Here is a 17377-nt window from a genome sequence, read left to right as displayed (position 1 = left end):
GAGATCACCCATCGGTGGTGAGGGCCGCGCGCCGTTCCCGGATCCGGCGCAGTGCGTAGCCGGCGGCCAGGGAGAGCGCGAGCAGCAGGAGGATCGCGAACGCCACGGCGAACACGTCGTGGAGGGCCAGGCTCCGGCCCGCACCATCGGTGTCCGAAACACCGGGAACACCGGGCACACGGGGCACACCGGAAGCGCCGGCCGCATGCGCGTGGTACGCCTCCCGGATCGTCAGGAACGCGGCGCAGCCCGCGGCTCCGACCGATCCGCCGAGGCTCCGAGCCATGTTGAACAGCAGTGAGCCGGAGGCCGCCTGATGGGCACTCAGCGTGCGGGTGGCCATCAGGCCGAGCGCGGCGAGGAGCAGGCCGGAGCCGACGGAGCGGCACATCAGCGCGATGACGATCACGACGTAGGGCGGCGAGGATCCGGCGAGGAAGGGCAGCAGCGCGGCCGTCGCGAACATGAGGGCGCCCGTGCACGACACGAGGTAGGTGTCGATGCGGCGCAGGAGGAGCGGCAGGCCGAGGGCGATGGCGAGCTGGACGGTGCCGCCGTAGAGCGAGACGGTGGCGATGTCGGCGGCGGAGAAGCCGAGCGTGGTCAGGTAGACGGGGATCAGGACGTAGCTGGAGTACACGGCCACGCCGCCGACGACGTTGAACACGCAGCTGGTCAGGAACGGCCGCAGCCGCAGCAGCCGCAGGTCGACGAGCGGGTGGCGGCTGCGCAGCTCCGTCACCACGAACAGGACGGCGGCGGCGATCGCCGCGCCCACGGCGAGGTTCACGACCGCGGAGGAGAACCAGCCGCGCTCCTGGCCGCTGTCCAGGGCGTACTGCGTGCAGCCCAGGCCCACCACGGCCGCGCCGGCGCCCACGGCGTTCACCTTGCGGCCGAGCGGGGAGGAGGCGTCCGTGCGCATGTGCCGGAGCCCGGGCAGGGCGAGCCACAGCCCGAGCGCGCCCACCGGCGCGGCCACGCAGTACAGCGCGCGCCAGCCGATCCACTCGCCCAGGGTGATGCACAGGACGGGGGCGAGGACGTACGAGCCGGTGACCAGGATCGAGAACGTCGAGATCGCCTTGGGGTGCTTGTCGCCCGGCAGGAGCACCACGATCGCGTAGTAGGCGAACGGCATGATCGCCCCGCTGGCCGCGCCCTGCACGACGCGCGCGACGAGCAGGCTCTCGAAGCTCCAGGCGCAGGCGGACAGCAGCGCGCCGCCCACGAAGAGGCACACGAGCAGGACGAGGTAGGTCCGTGCGGGGAACACCCGGGTGAGGAAGGCGCTCAGCGAGAGGGTGATCAGCTCGGCGGTCGCGTACGCGGAGATCACCAGTGCGCCCTTGGCGAGCGGCTCGCCCATGCTCTCCTGGATGCTGCCCAGCACGGTGCTGGTCATGGCCAGGTCCAGGACGGTCATGGCGGCGGCGATGATGCAGCCGAGGACGGCGCGCCAGGCGAGCGGGGAGAGGCCCGCCCGGTCCGCGGCCGCCGCCGGCTCGCCGAGGGCGGCTCCCGCCGGCGCCGGCTCCGTCACGACCCTCCCTCTGCGCCGGCGGCGGGCTTGCGGCCCCACGCGTACACGGTGATCGAGCGGAGGTCGGTGAAGCCGGGGTCCGCGCACAGGTCGGTGACGGCGTCGACGTCGGCCCGGGTGAGGAGGCCGGTGCTGACGAGGTACGCGCCCTCCTGCCGGATGTTGGCGGCGGCCAGCGCGCCGTAGGGGCCGGGCTCGCCGAGGCTGTTCGCCCGCGTCAGGACCTCGACGTCGCGCAGGCCGGCGCGCGCCAGCTGGGACGGGAGGGTCTGCGCCCACCGGTGCATGTCGGAGCCCTGGGCGGCCCAGCCCGTCTCCAGGGCGCCGAAGAAGCGGCGGACCGGCTCGTGCACCGAGCCCGCCGCCGGCATGAGGAGGGGCTCGCCGAGCGCGAGCCGGCCGCCGGGCTTCAGCCAGCGCACGGCCCTGGCCACCAGTTCCTCGCGCTCGGGCAGGTGGCAGAAGGTGAACCGCGAGTGCACCAGGTCGAACGAGCCGGGCGCGAAGTCCAGTTCGCGGATGTCGCCGGTGCGCCATTCGAGGTTGGGGCGGTCGGTGTCGGCCAGGTACCGGGTGTCCATGTCCACCGCGAGGACGGAGCCGTCCGGGCACTGGTCGGCTGTCCAGCGCGCTACGGAGCCGGCGCCGGCGCCGATCTCCAGGCACTGCCAGTCGCGGCCGAGCCCGAGCTTCCGCAGCACGGTGCGGGTGTCGGGATCGCCCCAGGCCTGGAGCAGCTGCAGCCGCTCGAACTCCTCCGGGGTGTCCTTGCTGAGCGCGCCCGACGCGTAGTCGGTCGCCAAAGCCGCTTCGGTTACCGCACTCATGAGTTCCCCCCTGTGTGATCGATGTCGATGCCCTGCGGACGGCGGTGCCGCTCCCCCAGTTCCGCCTCCAGCACCTCGGCCACGCGGAACACGGTGGCCTCGTCGTGCGCCCGCCCGACGATCTGCAGGCCGATGGGCAGCCCGTCCGCAGCGAACCCGATCGGCAGCGACAGCGCGGGATGGCCGGTGACGCTGAAGGGGATCGTCTGCATGTCGTTGGCGAGCTTGGGCGGCGGCCAGTTCTCGGGGAAGTCGCTCCAGCGCGCCGCGGTGGTCTGCCCGCACACGGTCACCAGGACGTCGTGGCGGTCGAACACGGTCTCGTCGAGCTGCCGCTTCAGCCATCGCCGCACGTCCATGGCGCGCAGGTAGTCGGCCGCCGCGATCCCGGCGCCGGGCATCACCCGCTGGTACGTGTAGCGCCCGAACGAGCGCGGGTGCCGGCGCAGGTCGTCCTGGTGGACGGCGAACGCCTCCGCCGCGAAGACGACGCGGCCGCACGCGTTGAACACGTCGTAGGGCGGCAGCGTGACCTCCTCGACGGACGCGCCGTGGCCGCCGAGCACGCCGAGCGCCCGCTCGATGCCGGTGGTGATCTCCGGCATCGTCAGGGGGTCGTCGGCGTACCAGCCCGGCGAGGTGGCGACGCGCAGCCCGGCGACCCCGCGGCCCAGGGCCGCGGTCCAGTCGTCCAGCGGGGCGCCGGCGGTGCGCGGGTCGGCCGGGTCGGCGCCGGCGATCACCTGCAGCGCGGCGGCCGCGTCGGCGACGGTCCAGGTCAGCGGCCCGAAGTGGTCCAGCGTCCGGGACAGGGTCTGGGCGCCGTGCCCGGACACCCGCCCGTAGGTCGGCTTCAGGCCGACCGCACCGCAGTGGAACGCGGGGCCGCGCGTGGAGCCGCTGGTGTCGGAGCCGATGGTGACGCGGGTCAGCCCCGCGGCGACCGCCGCGCCCGAGCCCGACGAGGAGCCGCTGGGCACGTGCTCCTCGCTCCACGGGTTGCGGGCGGGCGGCACGGGCAGGTCGAAGCTGGGGCCGCCGACCGCGAACTCGAACGTGGTCAGCTTGCCCAGCCCGACCGCGCCCCCGGCGCGCAGGCGGCGCTCCACCGTGCTGTCCGTACGGGCCACGTCGCCGGTCCGCAGCCACGAGGCGTTCGTGGTGGGGACGCCTTCCGCGTCGAAGATGTCCTTCAGCGCGTACGGGATCCCGTGCATCGGACCGCGGTCGGTGCCGGCCCGCAGGTCGCGGTCGGCCGCTTCGGCCCGCTCCAGTGCGGTGCGCTCCGTGACCAGGATGAAGGCGTGCAGCGCGGGGTCGAGCCGCGCGATCCGGTCGAGGGCGTGCCGGGTGAGCTCGACCGAGGTGAGCTCACCCGACCGCAGGAGCGCTCCCGCCTCGGGAACGGACAGCTCGTGCAGTGCCGTCGCCTGCCGAGCCGAGGGCATGTCAGGCACCCGGTCTCTCCTCGTCGTTGCCCGTACGGTCGTCCCGGCCGCCCGGACGGCCGCGGTGATCGGTCTCCACGCTCCGCAGCAGTGCCGCCATGTCCCGCAGCCCCTGGTAGCCGGCCAGGACGCCGCCCTTGAGGTCGGCCGGGACGTCGATGCCCAGCCGGCCGGTCAGGGTGTCGAACTCCGCCTCGGCGGCGGACCGCACCGCGGCAGCGGAGTCCACCGCTGCCGCAGGGTCCGCCGCGGGCGCCGCCGCGCCGGCGTCGTCAGTTGCCATCGAGGCCCGGCTCCCGCGGGCCCGCCTCGCGCTGGGCGGCGAGCCAGGACTCGACCTCGTGCGACTCGGTCGGCAGCGCCGCGGTCAGCAGGGTGTTGCCGCCCGCGGTGATCAGGACGTCGTCCTCGATCCGCACGCCGATGCCGCGCAGCTCCTCGGGCACCAGCTCGTCGTGCGGCTGCAGGTAGAGGCCGGGCTCCATGGTCAGGACGTGGTTCTCGCGCAGGACGCCGCCGCCGTAGTACTCGGGGCGGGCGTGCCCGCAGTCGTGGACGTCCAGGCCGAGCATGTGCCCGAAGCCGTGCAGCGACCAGCGGCGGTACGCGATCGACGCCGGGTCCATGGCCTCCTCCACGCTGCCCTTGAGGATGCCGAGGCTGCTCAGGCCCTCGGCGAGCACGCGGTTGCAGGTGGCCTGGATCTCGGCGAAGGCGGTGCCGGGGGCCATCTTGGCGAGGCCCGCGGTCCGCGACGCGTGCACGATGTCGTACACGTCGCGCTGGGCCTTGGTGAACGTGCCGGAGACCGGGAGGACGCGGGTGACGTCCGCGGTGTAGCCGTTGTTGTTCTCGATGCCCATGTCCATGAGCAGGATCTGGCCGGGCTCGACGACGGCGTTGTTGTGCGACCAGTGCAGGATCGTGGAGCGGGGGCCGCCGGCGGCGATGGAGCTGTAGCCGAGGCTGTTGCCGGCGATGCGCGCGCGCCAGGTCATGATGCCCTCGATGTACCGCTCGGGGGTCGGGGCGTCGGGGCGCAGGCGGCGGGCGATGTCCTCGAAGCCGAGGATGGTGGCGTCGACCGCCTCCTGCAGCTGGGCGATCTCCCACTCGTCCTTCTCCAGCCGCAGCTCGGAGAGGACGCTGGCGAGCATGGCGTCACGCTCGGTGTTCTCGGGGGTGACGGGCAGCGCGCCGCGCTCCATCCCGCCGTCGATGTGCGTGTCGTAGCCGCGCAGGACGCGCACGCGGTCCGAGCCGGCCAGCGACGCGAGCACCGCGGGGAGTTCGCCCAAGGGGCGCGTGGCGATGCCGAGGATGGCGGACTTCTCCTCGGGGGAGAGGCGCCGGCCGTGCCAGATCTCGCCGTCCATCCGGTCCAGGTAGTCGGCGCCGGCCGTGTGGTTCAGGCGGGGCTGTACGTAGAGGACGGCGTCGTGGCCGGCGGACGTCGCGTGCATCACGAGGACGGCGTGCGGCTCCTGATCCCCCGTCAGCCACAGGAAGTCGCTGCCGGCCCGGAACTCGTAGGGAGCGCCGAAGGTGCGCGAGCGGTGGCTGCCCGTGGGGATCACGAGGGTGTCGCCCGGGAAGGCCTGGGACAGCCGGGCCCGGCGGCGGGCGAGGTGCTCGACCTGCGGGACCGGGGTGAGGTCGAGGTCCTCCTCGGCGCGCCAGCCGGTCGCCATCAGGTCGAGGAACTTCTGCGGGATCCGCGCGTCGTGGGCGCCCGAGATCTCCTCGCGCCCGATGTTCGCCCGGTTCGCCTTGCTTGCCATGCGATTCCCTCCCTTGGTCGGGGGCGTTCCGGCGGTCACGGGGCAGCACCCGTCAGCCGGAAACCCTCGATGTCGTCGCGCCCTGCCAGATGGGCACAAGTGATCAAATCAAGATACGCGCACCCGGTCGAGGCGAAGATCGTCCCCCGCCTCGTGAACTCCTCGGCGCCCGGGGCGAAGAGGGCGTCGAGCTCGATCGCCCCGGCGTGGCTCTCGCCGGCCTCGGCGATCGCCGTGCGCAGGTCCTCGACGATCACGATGTTGCTGCGGAGCAGCTCGGCGGACACCTCGCGCGACGCGGTGGTGTGCGCCCCCAGGCAGTTGATGTGCGCGTGTGCGGGCAGGCCGTCCCCGATCGGCAGCGGGTGGACCGACGTGGTCGCCGTCGACAGGATGTCGGCGCCGCGGGCGGCGTGCCCGGCCGAGGCGGCCACGACGACTTCGGTCTTCCGGCCCGCGGCGGCCGCCGTCTCCTCGATGTCGCGGGCGAAGGCGGCGGCGCGGGCCGGGTCGCGGGACCAGACCCGGACCTCGGCGAGGTCGCGCACCGCGGACACGCCGAGGTACTGCTGGCGGGCCTGGACGCCGGAGCCGATGATGCCCAGGACGCGGCTGTCCGGGGCGGCGCACCGGTCCGTCACCAGCGCCGTCACGGCGGCGCACTTGAGGTTGGTGACGGTGTCGCCGTCCAGGGTGCCGAGGAAGCGGCCGGTGGAGGCGGAGAACACGGGCACGACCGAGGTGACGGTCGCGCGGCGGCCCGGCACGGGGGACGACACGATCGTCGCGACCTTGTTGACGTAGAGGTCGTGGTCGGGGGACACGGCGGGCATCGAGATGAACTTCGCGCCCGCCGCGTCCTCGACGGTCTCCCGCGGCGGGACCAGCATCCGGCCGACGGCGCCGCTGCGCAGCGCGTCGCGCATGGCCCCGGCCAGGGACCGCACGAGCGCTGCGGACGGCTCGGGGCCGGCCCCCGGAGTCGCGGTCGCCGCCGTGCGGTCCGCCATCCGCATGCAGTCCGTCATGCGGCCCCGTCCAGCACGTCGTCCAGCACGTCCTCCAGTACGGTGACGAAGTCCTCCGTCATGGCGGTGGTCATGTCGCCGCGGAGCATCAGCCGGACGCCGGCCTGGCCGCGCGGGACGACCGGGAAGAACATCGCCGAGCAGTAGTAGCCGCGCCGGTAGAGCTCGGTGGAGAGGCGCACCGCCTTCTCGTTCTCGCCGACCGTGACGAACTTGATGTGCGAGCCGGTGCCGCGGACGTCGCGGCCCTTCATGCGCCGGTCGAAGGTGGCGATGTTCTCCGCGAGCTGGCGCTGGCGCACGCCGAGCTCCGGGGAGCGGTGGACGGCGATGCTGCCCAGGGTGGTGCCGATGGCGCCGGTGCGCATCCCCTGGGACCAGCCCATCGGGCCGGAGCGGTAGAGGAAGTCGAAGACGCTGGACGAGCCGAGCATGGCGATGCCGCCGGTGCTGCCGAAGGCCTTGGCCGTCGAGGCGACGATCATGGTGCGTTCGTCGAGCTCGCGGAAGACCGAGCGGGCGTAGCCCTCGCCGTTCGGGCCCTGCGTGGAGAGGGCGTGCGAGTCGTCGAGGTAGACGTACATGCCGTACTTCTCCTGCAGGGACTTGATGCCCTCCAGATCGGCGAGGCCGCCGGTGGAGTACGCGCCCTCGCACACGTAGGCCACACGCGGGTACTTCCGGCACACGTCTTCAAGGAACTGCATGTCGTTGTGCGGGCTGGTCAGCACCATCGTCTCGTCGGCGACGACCGGCTTGACGAAGTTCATCGAGAAGTGCGCGAACCGGTCGAAGACCATGACCAGCGGCTCGCTGCCGGTGAGGTGTCCCGAGGCCAGCAGGGGCAGCACGGCGGCGCTGGTCACGCCGCAGGAGATCGACGGCAGCACGGGGCCGCCGAACAGGCCGGCCAGCTCCTCCTCCAGGCGGTGCGCGGCCTCCAGGCGGATCCGGAACTCGGCCATGGCCAGCCCCGTGATCTGCTCCTCGCGCAGGGCCGCTACGCCGGCCTCCACGACAGTGGGGTGGCTGTTCAGGCCGAGGTAGGAGCACGAGGAGAGGTTGAGGAACTCGTGCCCGGTGCGGACGTCGCGCAGCCGGTTCTGGCCGTTCGTGGCGTCGACGCGGATGTCGAGCATCCCGTTGTCCCCGGCGAGCTTCCACGCCGCCTCGCCGGCCGGGACCATGCGCTGGTTGTTCCGGAACCGGTGCGGTCCCATCACCGCCTCGGCCTCCGGGCCGGTCACGGTGTCGTCGCTCATGAGTGTCCCTCGTTCCGTGCGCCCTCGCGGGGCGCCGCCGTGCCGGGTGCGCGCAGGAAGGCGCCGAGGCGCGCGAGCGCCTCGCGGGCCTTGGCCAGGCGCGTGTGGTGCAGGTGCCAGACGTGGACCATGCCCGGCCAGACCTCGATGGTGACCGGGGAGCCGGCGGCGGCCAGCTTGGCGGCGAACCGCTCGGAGTCGCTGTGCAGCATCTCCCGCTCGCCGACCTGGATGAGCACCGGCGGGAAGCCGTGCGGGTCGCCGTAGTGCGGGGAGGCGTACGGGGTCTCGGGGGCGGTTCCGTCGAGGTAGGCCTCGGCGACGTCGTCGACCACCGACCGGGACAGCAGCGGGTCGATGGCCTCCTTCGTCGTGAAGGTCTCCCCCGTGCCGGCCAGGTCCGTCCAGGGCGAGACCACGGCGGCGGCCGCGGGCATCGGCAGCCCGCGGTCCCGGGCGGCGAGCAGGGCCGCGAGGAGCAGGCCGCCGCCGGCGGAGTCGCCGGCCATGACGATCGCCCCGGGCGCCCAGCCCTCGTCGAGGAGGGCGGCGTAGACGGCCACCGCGTCCTCGACGGGCGCGGGGAACTTGTGCTCCGGGGCCCTGCGGTACTGCGGGTGCAGGAACGCGCAGCCGGCGCTGCGCGCGGCCTCGGCGACCATGCTGCCGTGGCTGGTCTGCGAGCCGAACACGTAGCCGCCGCCGTGCAGCCAGATCCCGATCCGCGCGGGGTCGGCGTCCGGCGGGGTGAGCACGTACGCGGGCACGCCGCCGGCCTCGCGCTCGGTGACCCGGACGTCCGCCGCCACGGGGGTGCCCCACTGGTCGTAGAACGTGCGGCCCTCGAAGAGGTCCTCGGGCCATTCGCCGGCGTCCAGCAGGTCGAGCAGCGCCGCCAGTTCGGCCTCGTCGGCGGGGCTCATGGCCGGGGCGTCCGGCCGGTGCAGCAGTGACATGGCGTGCCTCACTTGCCGGATGCGGCGGGGCTCTGGGCCGCGAGGGCGGTGTCCACACCACGGTGGTAGCGGTCGTGGTCCGGAGTGTCCAGGTCCGGAACCTTGACCTTCACCTCGGGGATGTCCAGGCGGTAGTGGCGGTACCAGTTGTCGAGGTTCTCGCCGTCGGTGAACTGCAGCTCGATGTGGCGCAGCGGGCGCTTGCCGGGCCGGGCCGGGTCGGCGAGGCGGGGCGTCGAGCCGGCGTGCGCCAGCCCGCCGTCGACCTCGTTGTTGAGGACGACCATGACCATGTCGTCCAGCAGGTCGGCGTCCACGGCGACGGCGTGGCGGGCGAGGACGGCCTCGGTGTGCTCCTGCTTGACCGCGACGTTGTAGCTGTGCGGCATGAGCTCGATCAGGTCGGCCGGGTCGACGCCGTTCTCGCGGCAGTACGCGGTGGTGTCGCACACGATCGGCAGGCCGCCGTCGATGTTCGTGTTGGGGCCGTAGACGTTGCCGATGAACGTCGTGGCGGAGTCGAAGTGGACGCACTTCGTGGTCAGGAACTCGCGCGACTCCGTGTGGTCGGAGTTGGGCGTGAAGCTGGTGTTCTTGTTGAAGCCGTCCACGTCCATGCTGGCGACCTGGTCGTAGCCCATGGGCAGCGGCGAGAACTTCGCGGGGTCGACCGTCGCGGCGAAGGCGCGGAAGACGGCCTCGAAGTAGTCGCGCGCGGCGGCGGCGTGGGCCTCGTCGTGGATGTCCATGCCGTGCCCGGCGAGCAGGGCGCTCGCGCCGTGGCAGACGGCGACGCCGGCGCCGTCGGCGACCAGCTCCACCAGGCGTGCGACGAGCGCGTCGGGGACGCCGGTGAAGCGGCCGCCGGCGAACTCGGCGGGGTAGGCGGAGACGTCGACCATGGCCTGCTTCAGGACGTCCGTCATCGGGGTGCTCACAATGTCCTCCACGGGTGCCGGTCCGGCCCTACGAAAGCCGGGGCCGGCGTTGAAGTTCGGTGGTCAGCGGATCGGGCGGGCGATGCCGTCGTGCAGCGCGAGCATGCGCCGGGCCCGCAGGACGAAGGGCGGGGCGAGCACCCGGTCCTTGCTGACCGCGAAGCCGCGCTCGTCGGCCTCGTAGTCCTTGATCGTCTGCCGGTACTCGTCGAGCTCGGCCGCGGGGACGCTGAACGTCTCGACGATCGTGCCGACCTGCTTGGGGTGGATGGCGGCCTTGCCGGTGAAGCCGCACTGCTTCGAGGCCTCGCACTGGGCCCGGACGAGGTCCATGTCCCACAGCTCGAAGGAGTTGGTGTCGATGACCGGCAGGCCGTAGCGGGAGGCGGCCACGCACATCCGGGACCGGGCGTGGGCGAGGTAGGCCTCGTCCTGGGCCCACATCTCGGCGACCAGGTCGGCCTGCCCGAAGCAGAGCCCCTCGCTGGCCGCGGCGATGTCGAAGGCGTTCTCGACGGCGTCCAGCGTCTCGATGAAGCTGCAGATCTCCGGCGGCTCGTCCAGGCGGGAGAGCAGGGACCGGTAGATGGCGACGTCACGGCCGGCGGCGACCTTGGGCACCAGCACCGTCTGCAGGGGGAGGCCGCCGATCCGCCCGCCGAGGGCGAGGATCGTCTGGATGTCGAGCAGACCGTCCGGGGTCTCGATGCTGTTGATGCGCATGGAGACGCCGGTGAGCCCCGTCCCGGTCAGGTCGACGGTGCCGAGCTGCTCGCGGGCGGTGGGCTTGGCGTCCTTGGGGACGGAGTCCTCCAGGTCGAGCACGAGCTCGATCGAATCCCGGGGCACGTTCTTGAGCAGGGTGTCCACGCGTGACGCCGGGACGTAGAACAGGCACGGGTCGACCTTCACGAGCGGGCCTCCCGCCCGAAGAGCGCGTCCATCTTCTGCAGCGAGAACGTCTCGTAGCGGATGGGCTCGTACGTCGCGGGGCGCTCCCGGGTGAACTTCGGGAAGGCCTCGATGACCGCGTCGTCGTTGGCCAGCTTGAAGAAGACGATCGACTGGCGGGGGCGGTCCACGAGCCGCACGCGGTGCGGCGTCGAGACGTACTCGTCGTTGGACCAGCGGGCCATGAGGTCGCCGATGTTGACGATGAAGTGGTCGCGCTCGGGGACGTCCACGTCGATCCAGTTGCCGGACAGGTCGCGCAGCTGGAGGCCGGGGCCGTCCTCGGTGAGCAGGGTGATGAGCGTGCCGTCGGTGTGCTCGCCCATGCCCTGGTCGTTGAGGAACTCCTGCTGCACGCCCGGGTAGTACTGGGAGCGCAGCGAGTCGTTGGAGCGGTCCGTGCGGGTGGCGAAGAAGTCGCGCGGCAGTTCCAGGGCGATGGTCAGCAGCTCGGTCACCCGCGCGGAGACGGTCTCGCAGGCCGCGAAGTAGGCCTTGAGCGCGGCGCGCAGCTCGCTCCCGCGCTCGTCGGCGGGGAAGGGCAGGTCCTCGGCGTCGTCGAGGACGAGGCGCCCGACGCTGAACTTCTCGACGTAGTCGGCGGGCATGCCCTGCTTGCCGGTGTAGGCGTAGGCGTTCTCCGACAGCAGCGCGCTGTAGCCGTAGGGGCTGTAGTCGTTGTCGCCGCGGGCCGTGCTCGTGCGCATCGGCAGGGCGTCCTTCTCGGCCGCGGGCCGGCCGAAGAAGCCGAGGGAGAGCTCGTAGGCGTCGTCGAAGACCTTCCGGTCGATGCCGTGGCCGCGGACGATGAAGAAGCCGACCTCGGTGCAGGCCCGGGAGATCTCGTCGGCGACCTTCTCCTCGTTCCCGCCGAGGGCGTCTTCCAGGTTGATCACCGGTAGGACGGTCATGGGCGTCTCCTGTCTCAGGACTGGGGGTCGGTGGCCGGGGTGCCCGGCCGGCGCATGGCCGCCAGGACGGTGCGGTCGAACTCGATGACCTGGACCCCGTCCTGGTTGCGGCCCACGGTGTGGACCGTGACGATGCCCTCGCCGGGCCGGGAGCCGGACGGCCGCTTGCCGGTGATCGTGGTCTCGGCGTAGAGGGTGTCCCCGACGAAGACGGGGGCGCTGAGCCGCACCTTGTCCCAGCCCAGGTTGGCGACGGCCCGCTGGCTGATGGTCTTGACCGTCATGCCGTTCACGATCCCGAACGTCACCAGGCTGGACACGAGCAGCTTCTTGAACTGCGTCCCCGAGGCGTAGACGTCGTCGATGTGGAGCGGGTGCAGGTTGAGGCAGAGCAGCGAGCTCCAGATGTTGTCCGTGGTGGTGATCGTACGGCCGGGGCGGTGCTCGAATACGTGGCCGACGACGTAGTCCTCGTAGGCCAGGCCCGTGTCCTCGCGGAACCGGCCGGGCTCCAGCTCGACGTAGGCCGGCAGCGCCGGGTCGCTCATCGGGTTCCTTCCTTGGGCCCGGCCGGCTGCGGCTCGGGCGCGCTGTCCTGGGGCCGGGCCCCGCTGCGGTGCAGGGCCGACAACACGGCGTTCTCCGTGGCCGCCCCGGCCGTCCCGCCCAGGCCCACGCCCCACACGGGCCGGTCCTCGACGAGGATCCGGGCGTAGCAGGCGTGCGCGGCGCCGGTCGCGGGCCCGGCGCCGTCGTGCTCCAGCCGGTCCGTTCCGGCGTACACGCCGCGCTCGCGGGCCGCGGCCAGCAGGGCGTCCGCCGTGTCGCCGGGGCCGGTGCCGGTGTCCGCGCCGGGCGCCGTGAAGCCGGCCCAGGCGCCCGGGTCGCAGTACTGGGCGCGGAAGGCCTCCCAGATGCGCTGCGGTTCCAGCTCCACGCCGGTCGCGTTGGTGACCTGCTGGATCGCCGCGGCGAATTCGACGCGCAGCTCGACGGGCAGGTCGAGGCCCCAGCCGCTGCGCAGGACGTAGGCGATGCCGCCCTTGCCCGACTGGCTGTTGACGCGGATGATCGCCTCGTAGCTCCGGCCGATGTCCTGGGGGTCGATCGGCAAGTACGGGACGTCCCACGGCAGTTCCGCGGGCGCGCGGCCGGCCGAGGCGGCCTGGTCGCGCAGGTGGGCGAGGCCCTTGGCGATGGCGTCCTGGTGGGTGCCGGAGAAGGCGGTGAAGACGAGGTCGCCGGCGTAGGGGTGGCGGGGCGGCACCGCCATCTCGGTGCACTCCTCCACGGTCCGGCGGACCGCGGGGAGGTCGGAGAGGTCGAGCTGCGGGTCGATGCCCCGGCTGAAGAGGTTGAGCGCGAGGGTGACCAGGTCCACGTTGCCGGTGCGCTCGCCGTTGCCGAAGAGCGTGCCCTCGACGCGGTCGGCGCCGGCGGCCAGGGCGTACTCGGCGGCGGCGACCGCGGTGCCGCGGTCGTTGTGCGGGTGGACCGACAGGATGACCGAGTCCCGCCGGTCGAGGTGGCGGTCCATCCACGCGATCTGGTCGGCGAAGACGTCCGGCGCGTGCATCTCGACCGTGCTCGGCAGGTTCAGCGTCAGCGGCCGGTCCGGGGTCGCGTCGACGATCTCGGCGACGGTGTTCGCTATCTCCAGGGCGAAACCGGGCTCGGTGACGTTGAACGTCTCGGGCGAGTACTCGAAGCGGATGTCGCCGCCGGCCCGGTCGGCCAGCCGCACCATGCGCTCGGCACCGTCGCGGGCCAGCTTCATCACCTCGGACGGCGTCATCCGGAAGACGACCTCGCGCCACAGGCACGCGGTGGCGTGGCAGAGGTGGACGACGGCGCGGTCCGCGCCCCGGATCGCCTCGAAGGTGCGGTCGATGGCGTCCGGGCGGGCCGCCGTGAAGACCGAGATGGTGACGTCGTCGGGGATGTGGCCGCCGGTGACGAGGTGGCGTACGAAGTCGAACTCGGTCTCCGCGGCGGAGGGATAGCCGACCTCGATGTCCTTGAGACCCAGGCGGACCAGCAGGTCGAACATCGTCCGCTTGCGTTTGCCGTCCATCGGGTTGGCCAGTGCCTGGTTGCCGTCCCGCAGGTCGACCGAGCTCCACAACGGCGCCCGGTCGAGGGGCCGGTCGAGCCATGGGCGCGGGGTGCCGGGCCCGGGCAGTTCCTGCGGTGCGGCGCGCCGGTAGCGGTGTACCGGCATTCCGGAAGGCTGCTGGGTATTCCACCAGGGTTGGCCGGCCGACCGGCCGACGGCAGACGACACCCTCATAAATTCCCCCTCGGCATACCTGTGCGCTGTTCACGAACAATGGAACTCTCGGGCGCTTGCACCACCCGAGCAGACGAACAGAAGGGGAAAGGCCGGGACTCCGGGCCATAGAACGGGCAGCCCGGACCGGCAGAAGAAAAGATTCCCCCGTACGGCGACGGCGGCGAGGCCCCATACCCTGCGCACAATTGCGCCCCGTTGGGGGTGAATTCCCTCGCTCCCCAGCGAACGTATCGACAGCGGTTCAGCACTGTCAAGGGATCAGCAGCGCAGTACTTGTCCCGCACTTAACACTCCGGCACGGGCCGGAATTTTTCGCGATACGGAAGCGGAATCAATTCTTCAGCACGTGTGATCCAAGCCACTCCGGCCAAAACAGTGTCACAAACGCCGGTGGACATAAAGGGACATCCAAGCTTATTCCACTTTCCTGATGTCTCAGCATACGGACAAGATCTTGTTGGCGTCCGAGGGCCCGCACCTACCGTGATCTTGCCCATGCAGGAGAGGGAATCCCTCAATGACCACCGGCGGGGCAACGCCGGGGGAGGACTGTCATGTCGAATAGCAGCGTTCCCGAGTCCATTGCGCGGATCGGTGTCGACTGCCGCGAAGAACTGCGCGAGCAGCGGTACGCACTGATTCCGGCAGGAAAGCTTCAGCTGTCCGAGGAGCTCTCCGGAGCCTTCGCCGAGATGGCGGCGTCGTGGGACCGGCTGGACGTCGACCCGCACTTCGGCGGCGGCGAGCTCGCCACCCGCACCCGCCGCTACAGCGACTTCGATTACGTGCCCGCCACCGGGGAATTGACCCCGCGCAGCCACGTCGCGTACCTGCAGAGCGAGGAGATGAACTCGTTCGTCGGCGGCCTGGAGCGCCACTTCGGCGACGTCGAGCCCGCCATCGTCGAGAACCCGCTCTTCAAGGCGCTGGTGGAGTACGACTTCGACAGCCTGCCGATCGAGGAGGAGTACCGCTCGCAGAAATGGATCTGCCAGATCCACCAGATCCGCATCGTCGTCAACGCCGGCAAGACCTACGAGGTCGTGCCCGAGGGCATCCACTCGGACGGTTACCCCTTCGCCGGCCTGCACCTGATCGGCCGCATCGACATCGACGGCGGCGAGAGCACCGTCTTCACCTGGGAGGAGGAGCCGCTGGCGAAGGCCACCTTCCTCGACCCGCTGGACACGCTGATCTTCGAGGACCGGAAGATGAAGCACCACGTCACGCCGATCAGCGCGCCGAGCGACCGGCAGGGACAGCGGGACGTGCTCGCCATCTCCTTCTCGCTGCCCGGCTCGCCCTACGAGACCGTGGTCTGATGAGCGCCACGGCAGTGCGCGAGACCGTCGAGACGGCCTCGCGTCCGATGACCACCGGTGACATCCCGGATGTCATCGGCCTGCTGCGCGCGGCACCGCAGACGGCCTACTGCGAGTGGGAGGACGACCGCCTGCTCGGGCAGCACCTGGCCCAGGCCTCCGACATCTGCCGGGTGATGCGGGACGGCACGGGCCGCGTCGTCGCCGCCGTCATCGCGGGCAGCTTCGGCGTGCGCGGCACGATCAGCCACGCCGTGGTCGCCCCCGAGCACCGCCGCTCGCACCTCGCGCGGAAGCTGGTCGCGGACACGCTCGCGGCGTTCCGCGAGCGCGGGGTGCGCAGGGTCTTCCTCTTCGTCCACGACGACAACGAGGCCGCGGTGCGGCTCTGGTCCGCCTCGGGCTTCTCCCCCACCGCGGGCGAGAGCACGCTGGAGCGCGACCTGTAACGGGGAGCCGCCTGCGGGGAGTCACCCGCAGAGAGCTACCTGCGGGGCTTCACCACGCGCATGGTGAAGTGGGAGCTGACGCGGGCGACCGCCGGCAGGTCCATCAGCTTGGCCGTCAGGAAGCGCTCGAAGGACTCCAGGTCGGCGACGGCTACCCAGATGAGGTAGTCGGGCAGCCCGAAGAGGCGCCGGCACTCGACGACCTCGTCGAAGGAGGCCACCTGCTCCTCGAACGCCTCGACGTTCTCCCGGTTGTTGACCCGGAGCTCCGCGGTGACCATCACCTCGAAGCTCCGGCCCGCCGCGACGGGATCGACGCGCGCCTGGTAGCCGGTGATCACGCCCTCCTGCTCCAGCCGCTTCACCCGTCGCAGCACCGGGGAGGGGGTCAGGCCGATCCGCTCCGCGAGTTGGCTGTGCGTCAGGCGACCGTCCTGCTGAAGATGCATGATGATTGCGCGATCCAGATCATCCATGCAGGAATCATGCCCAAGAGGCCGCGGTACGGCAATAGTTGGCAATCAAACTGCGCCCGATCCGCACTAATATTGCCCGCATGGACACGACGTCGCCTGACATACGCCAGGTGCACACCGGCACCACCACCCCCTCCGAACCGGCCTCCGCCCCCGCCCCCGAACCGGGAAATCTGGCCGGTGCGCTGAGGGACACCATTTCCGTGGGAATCGGCATGGTCCCGCTCGGCTTCGCCTTCGGCCTGCTGGTCATCCAGTCCGGGCTCGCATGGTGGTGGGCCCCGGTGTTCTCCCTGATGATCTACTCCGCATCGCTGGAGTTCCCCGCCCTCGCCCTCATCCTTTCCATGACGTCGTTGCCGCAGCTGGCCGTCACCGCCTTCCTGGTGAATTTCCGGCACGTCTTCTACGGCCCGGCCTTTCCCCTGCACCGGGTGAAGGGAAAGGCCGCGAAGACCTACAGCATGTACGCGCTGACCGACGAGGCCTACGCCCTGACCGCCACCCGGCCGGCCGCATCACTGAGCAGCGGCCGCATCCTGTGGATCCAGGTCCTCCTGCAGTCCTACTGGGTGCTCGGCGGCATCACCGGCGCCCTTTTCGGCGCCCTGATCTCCCTCGACCTGGCCGGCCTCGAATTCTGCATGGCCGCCCTGTTCACGGCCCTCGCCATCGACACCTTCCGCGCCGGGCGCGACATTCCCTCGCCGCTCCTGGCCCTGGGCTGCGCCCTGCTCGCCCTGGCCGTCGCGCCCGGTCAGATGCTCGTCGTCGCCATGAGCCTGTTCGCGGCCACCCTGGTCGTCCGCTACCTGCTGCACCGCAGGAAGGAGCAGTCCCGTGCCTAGCGCCACCCACATGATCGCCGCCCTGGCGACGATGCTCGCGGTCACCTTCATGCTGCGCGCGCTGCCCTTCGCCGTCCTGAAGACGCTGCGCAGCTCCGCCCTGGTGGCCGACGTCATCGACTTCCTCAACCGCTACATGCCCGTCGGCATCCTGGTCATCCTGGTCACATACAGCCTGCGCGACGTGTCCCTGACCAGCGCGCCGCACGGGACCCCCGAGGCCCTGGGCCTCCTGGCGACCGCGGGCCTGCACCTGTGGAAGCGCAACCTGGTCCTCAGCATCACCGGCGGGACGGCGGTGTACGTGCTGCTGGTGAACCTGGTCTTCCCCGCCTGACCGCCCC

At 71.5% G+C, this 17377-nt stretch carries 18 protein-coding genes; 4 read left to right on the top strand and 14 right to left on the bottom strand.

Translation table 11 applies throughout. The features are described from left to right. Window positions 1–4 precede the first annotated feature (4 nt). The 13 genes from B7P34_RS07595 to B7P34_RS07535 form a co-directional block, all read right to left on the bottom strand. The gene (locus B7P34_RS07595; RefSeq protein ID WP_106675035.1) at window positions 5–1543 is read right to left on the bottom strand and encodes an MFS transporter; all 1539 of its coding nucleotides are present in this window, start codon (window positions 1541–1543) and stop codon (window positions 5–7) included. Then, window positions 1540–2370, bottom strand: coding sequence for a class I SAM-dependent methyltransferase (locus tag B7P34_RS07590; protein WP_106675034.1), 831 nt, complete (start codon window positions 2368–2370; stop codon window positions 1540–1542). The genes B7P34_RS07595 and B7P34_RS07590 overlap by 4 nt, the downstream gene beginning before the upstream one ends. Beyond that, complete coding sequence (locus B7P34_RS07585) at window positions 2367–3818, bottom strand: amidase (RefSeq protein WP_106675033.1); 1452 nt, start codon at window positions 3816–3818, stop codon at window positions 2367–2369. Before B7P34_RS07585 ends, B7P34_RS07590 begins: the two co-directional genes overlap by 4 nt. A gap of 1 nt (window position 3819) precedes the next feature. Then, on the bottom strand, window positions 3820–4101 hold the full coding sequence (locus B7P34_RS07580) for a hypothetical protein (RefSeq protein ID WP_146166761.1): 282 nt from the start codon (window positions 4099–4101) through the stop codon (window positions 3820–3822). After that, a complete protein-coding gene (locus B7P34_RS07575) occupies window positions 4091–5599 on the bottom strand; it encodes an aminopeptidase P family protein (RefSeq protein ID WP_106675031.1) in 1509 nt (502 codons plus the stop codon). The genes B7P34_RS07580 and B7P34_RS07575 overlap by 11 nt, the downstream gene beginning before the upstream one ends. 35 nt (window positions 5600–5634) lie before the next feature. Continuing rightward, complete coding sequence (locus B7P34_RS07570) at window positions 5635–6627, bottom strand: ornithine cyclodeaminase family protein (RefSeq protein ID WP_223267602.1); 993 nt, start codon at window positions 6625–6627, stop codon at window positions 5635–5637. Next, window positions 6624–7889: an aminotransferase class I/II-fold pyridoxal phosphate-dependent enzyme gene (locus B7P34_RS07565; protein ID WP_106675030.1), complete on the bottom strand. Its 1266-nt coding sequence runs from the start codon at window positions 7887–7889 to the stop codon at window positions 6624–6626. Before B7P34_RS07565 ends, B7P34_RS07570 begins: the two co-directional genes overlap by 4 nt. Continuing rightward, window positions 7886–8845, bottom strand: a complete 960-nt coding sequence (locus B7P34_RS07560) for an alpha/beta hydrolase (RefSeq protein ID WP_106675029.1) — start codon at window positions 8843–8845, stop codon at window positions 7886–7888. Before B7P34_RS07560 ends, B7P34_RS07565 begins: the two co-directional genes overlap by 4 nt. An 8-nt stretch (window positions 8846–8853) precedes the next feature. Then, on the bottom strand, window positions 8854–9783 hold the full coding sequence (locus tag B7P34_RS07555; protein ID WP_106675072.1) for a hypothetical protein: 930 nt from the start codon (window positions 9781–9783) through the stop codon (window positions 8854–8856). A 63-nt stretch (window positions 9784–9846) separates the two neighbouring features. Next, window positions 9847–10695 carry an HpcH/HpaI aldolase/citrate lyase family protein gene (locus tag B7P34_RS07550; protein WP_106675028.1) on the bottom strand — a complete coding sequence of 283 codons (849 nt, stop codon included), beginning with the start codon at window positions 10693–10695 and terminating at the stop codon, window positions 9847–9849. Beyond that, window positions 10692–11645, bottom strand: coding sequence for an isopenicillin N synthase family dioxygenase (locus B7P34_RS07545; RefSeq protein WP_106675027.1), 954 nt, complete (start codon window positions 11643–11645; stop codon window positions 10692–10694). Before B7P34_RS07545 ends, B7P34_RS07550 begins: the two co-directional genes overlap by 4 nt. Before the next feature lie 14 nt (window positions 11646–11659). Next, complete coding sequence (locus B7P34_RS07540; protein ID WP_106675026.1) at window positions 11660–12193, bottom strand: MaoC family dehydratase; 534 nt, start codon at window positions 12191–12193, stop codon at window positions 11660–11662. After that, window positions 12190–13866, bottom strand: coding sequence for a 2-isopropylmalate synthase (locus tag B7P34_RS07535; RefSeq protein ID WP_223267601.1), 1677 nt, complete (start codon window positions 13864–13866; stop codon window positions 12190–12192). Before B7P34_RS07535 ends, B7P34_RS07540 begins: the two co-directional genes overlap by 4 nt. 626 nt (window positions 13867–14492) lie before the next feature. Between B7P34_RS07535 and B7P34_RS07530 the strand changes: the two genes are divergently transcribed. Together B7P34_RS07530 and B7P34_RS07525 are read left to right on the top strand one after the other, a co-directional pair. Further along, the gene (locus B7P34_RS07530; RefSeq protein WP_106675024.1) at window positions 14493–15260 is read left to right on the top strand and encodes a 2OG-Fe dioxygenase family protein; all 768 of its coding nucleotides are present in this window, start codon (window positions 14493–14495) and stop codon (window positions 15258–15260) included. Beyond that, entirely contained in the window at window positions 15260–15709 is a 450-nt protein-coding gene (locus B7P34_RS07525) for a GNAT family N-acetyltransferase (RefSeq protein WP_106675023.1), read from the top strand. The genes B7P34_RS07530 and B7P34_RS07525 overlap by 1 nt, the downstream gene beginning before the upstream one ends. A gap of 35 nt (window positions 15710–15744) precedes the next feature. On the opposite strand, the gene B7P34_RS07520 is transcribed toward B7P34_RS07525, so the two are convergent. Next, the gene (locus B7P34_RS07520; RefSeq protein ID WP_106675022.1) at window positions 15745–16185 is read right to left on the bottom strand and encodes an Lrp/AsnC family transcriptional regulator; all 441 of its coding nucleotides are present in this window, start codon (window positions 16183–16185) and stop codon (window positions 15745–15747) included. A gap of 80 nt (window positions 16186–16265) precedes the next feature. Between B7P34_RS07520 and B7P34_RS07515 the strand changes: the two genes are divergently transcribed. Beyond that, a complete protein-coding gene (locus B7P34_RS07515) occupies window positions 16266–17033 on the top strand; it encodes an AzlC family ABC transporter permease (RefSeq protein ID WP_106675021.1) in 768 nt (255 codons plus the stop codon). Then, window positions 17026–17370 carry a branched-chain amino acid transporter permease gene (locus B7P34_RS07510; protein WP_106675020.1) on the top strand — a complete coding sequence of 115 codons (345 nt, stop codon included), beginning with the start codon at window positions 17026–17028 and terminating at the stop codon, window positions 17368–17370. Before B7P34_RS07515 ends, B7P34_RS07510 begins: the two co-directional genes overlap by 8 nt. Window positions 17371–17377 lie beyond the last annotated feature (7 nt).

The organism is Streptosporangium nondiastaticum, assembly GCF_003011965.1.
GTDB lineage: Bacteria > Actinomycetota > Actinomycetes > Streptomycetales > Streptomycetaceae > Streptomyces > Streptomyces nondiastaticus.
Note: the sequence above shows the minus strand (reverse complement) of the source record. Positions and strands in the feature narration are given on the sequence as shown.

What these genes read in the sequence shown, in the direction of transcription:
- B7P34_RS07590 (WP_106675034.1), bottom strand. Translation starts at nt 2,370, where the DNA reads ATGAGTGCGGTAACCGAAGCGGCTTTGGCGACCGACTACGCGTCGGGC.
- B7P34_RS07585 (WP_106675033.1), bottom strand. Translation starts at nt 3,818, where the DNA reads ATGCCCTCGGCTCGGCAGGCGACGGCACTGCACGAGCTGTCCGTTCCC.
- B7P34_RS07580 (WP_146166761.1), bottom strand. Translation starts at nt 4,101, where the DNA reads ATGGCAACTGACGACGCCGGCGCGGCGGCGCCCGCGGCGGACCCTGCG.
- B7P34_RS07575 (WP_106675031.1), bottom strand. Translation starts at nt 5,599, where the DNA reads ATGGCAAGCAAGGCGAACCGGGCGAACATCGGGCGCGAGGAGATCTCG.
- B7P34_RS07570 (WP_223267602.1), bottom strand. Translation starts at nt 6,627, where the DNA reads ATGACGGACTGCATGCGGATGGCGGACCGCACGGCGGCGACCGCGACT.
- B7P34_RS07565 (WP_106675030.1), bottom strand. Translation starts at nt 7,889, where the DNA reads ATGAGCGACGACACCGTGACCGGCCCGGAGGCCGAGGCGGTGATGGGA.
- B7P34_RS07560 (WP_106675029.1), bottom strand. Translation starts at nt 8,845, where the DNA reads ATGTCACTGCTGCACCGGCCGGACGCCCCGGCCATGAGCCCCGCCGAC.
- B7P34_RS07545 (WP_106675027.1), bottom strand. Translation starts at nt 11,645, where the DNA reads ATGACCGTCCTACCGGTGATCAACCTGGAAGACGCCCTCGGCGGGAAC.
- B7P34_RS07540 (WP_106675026.1), bottom strand. Translation starts at nt 12,193, where the DNA reads ATGAGCGACCCGGCGCTGCCGGCCTACGTCGAGCTGGAGCCCGGCCGG.
- B7P34_RS07535 (WP_223267601.1), bottom strand. Translation starts at nt 13,866, where the DNA reads ATGCCGGTACACCGCTACCGGCGCGCCGCACCGCAGGAACTGCCCGGG.
- B7P34_RS07530 (WP_106675024.1), top strand. Translation starts at nt 14,493, where the DNA reads ATGTCGAATAGCAGCGTTCCCGAGTCCATTGCGCGGATCGGTGTCGAC.
- B7P34_RS07525 (WP_106675023.1), top strand. Translation starts at nt 15,260, where the DNA reads ATGAGCGCCACGGCAGTGCGCGAGACCGTCGAGACGGCCTCGCGTCCG.
- B7P34_RS07520 (WP_106675022.1), bottom strand. Translation starts at nt 16,185, where the DNA reads ATGGATGATCTGGATCGCGCAATCATCATGCATCTTCAGCAGGACGGT.
- B7P34_RS07515 (WP_106675021.1), top strand. Translation starts at nt 16,266, where the DNA reads ATGGACACGACGTCGCCTGACATACGCCAGGTGCACACCGGCACCACC.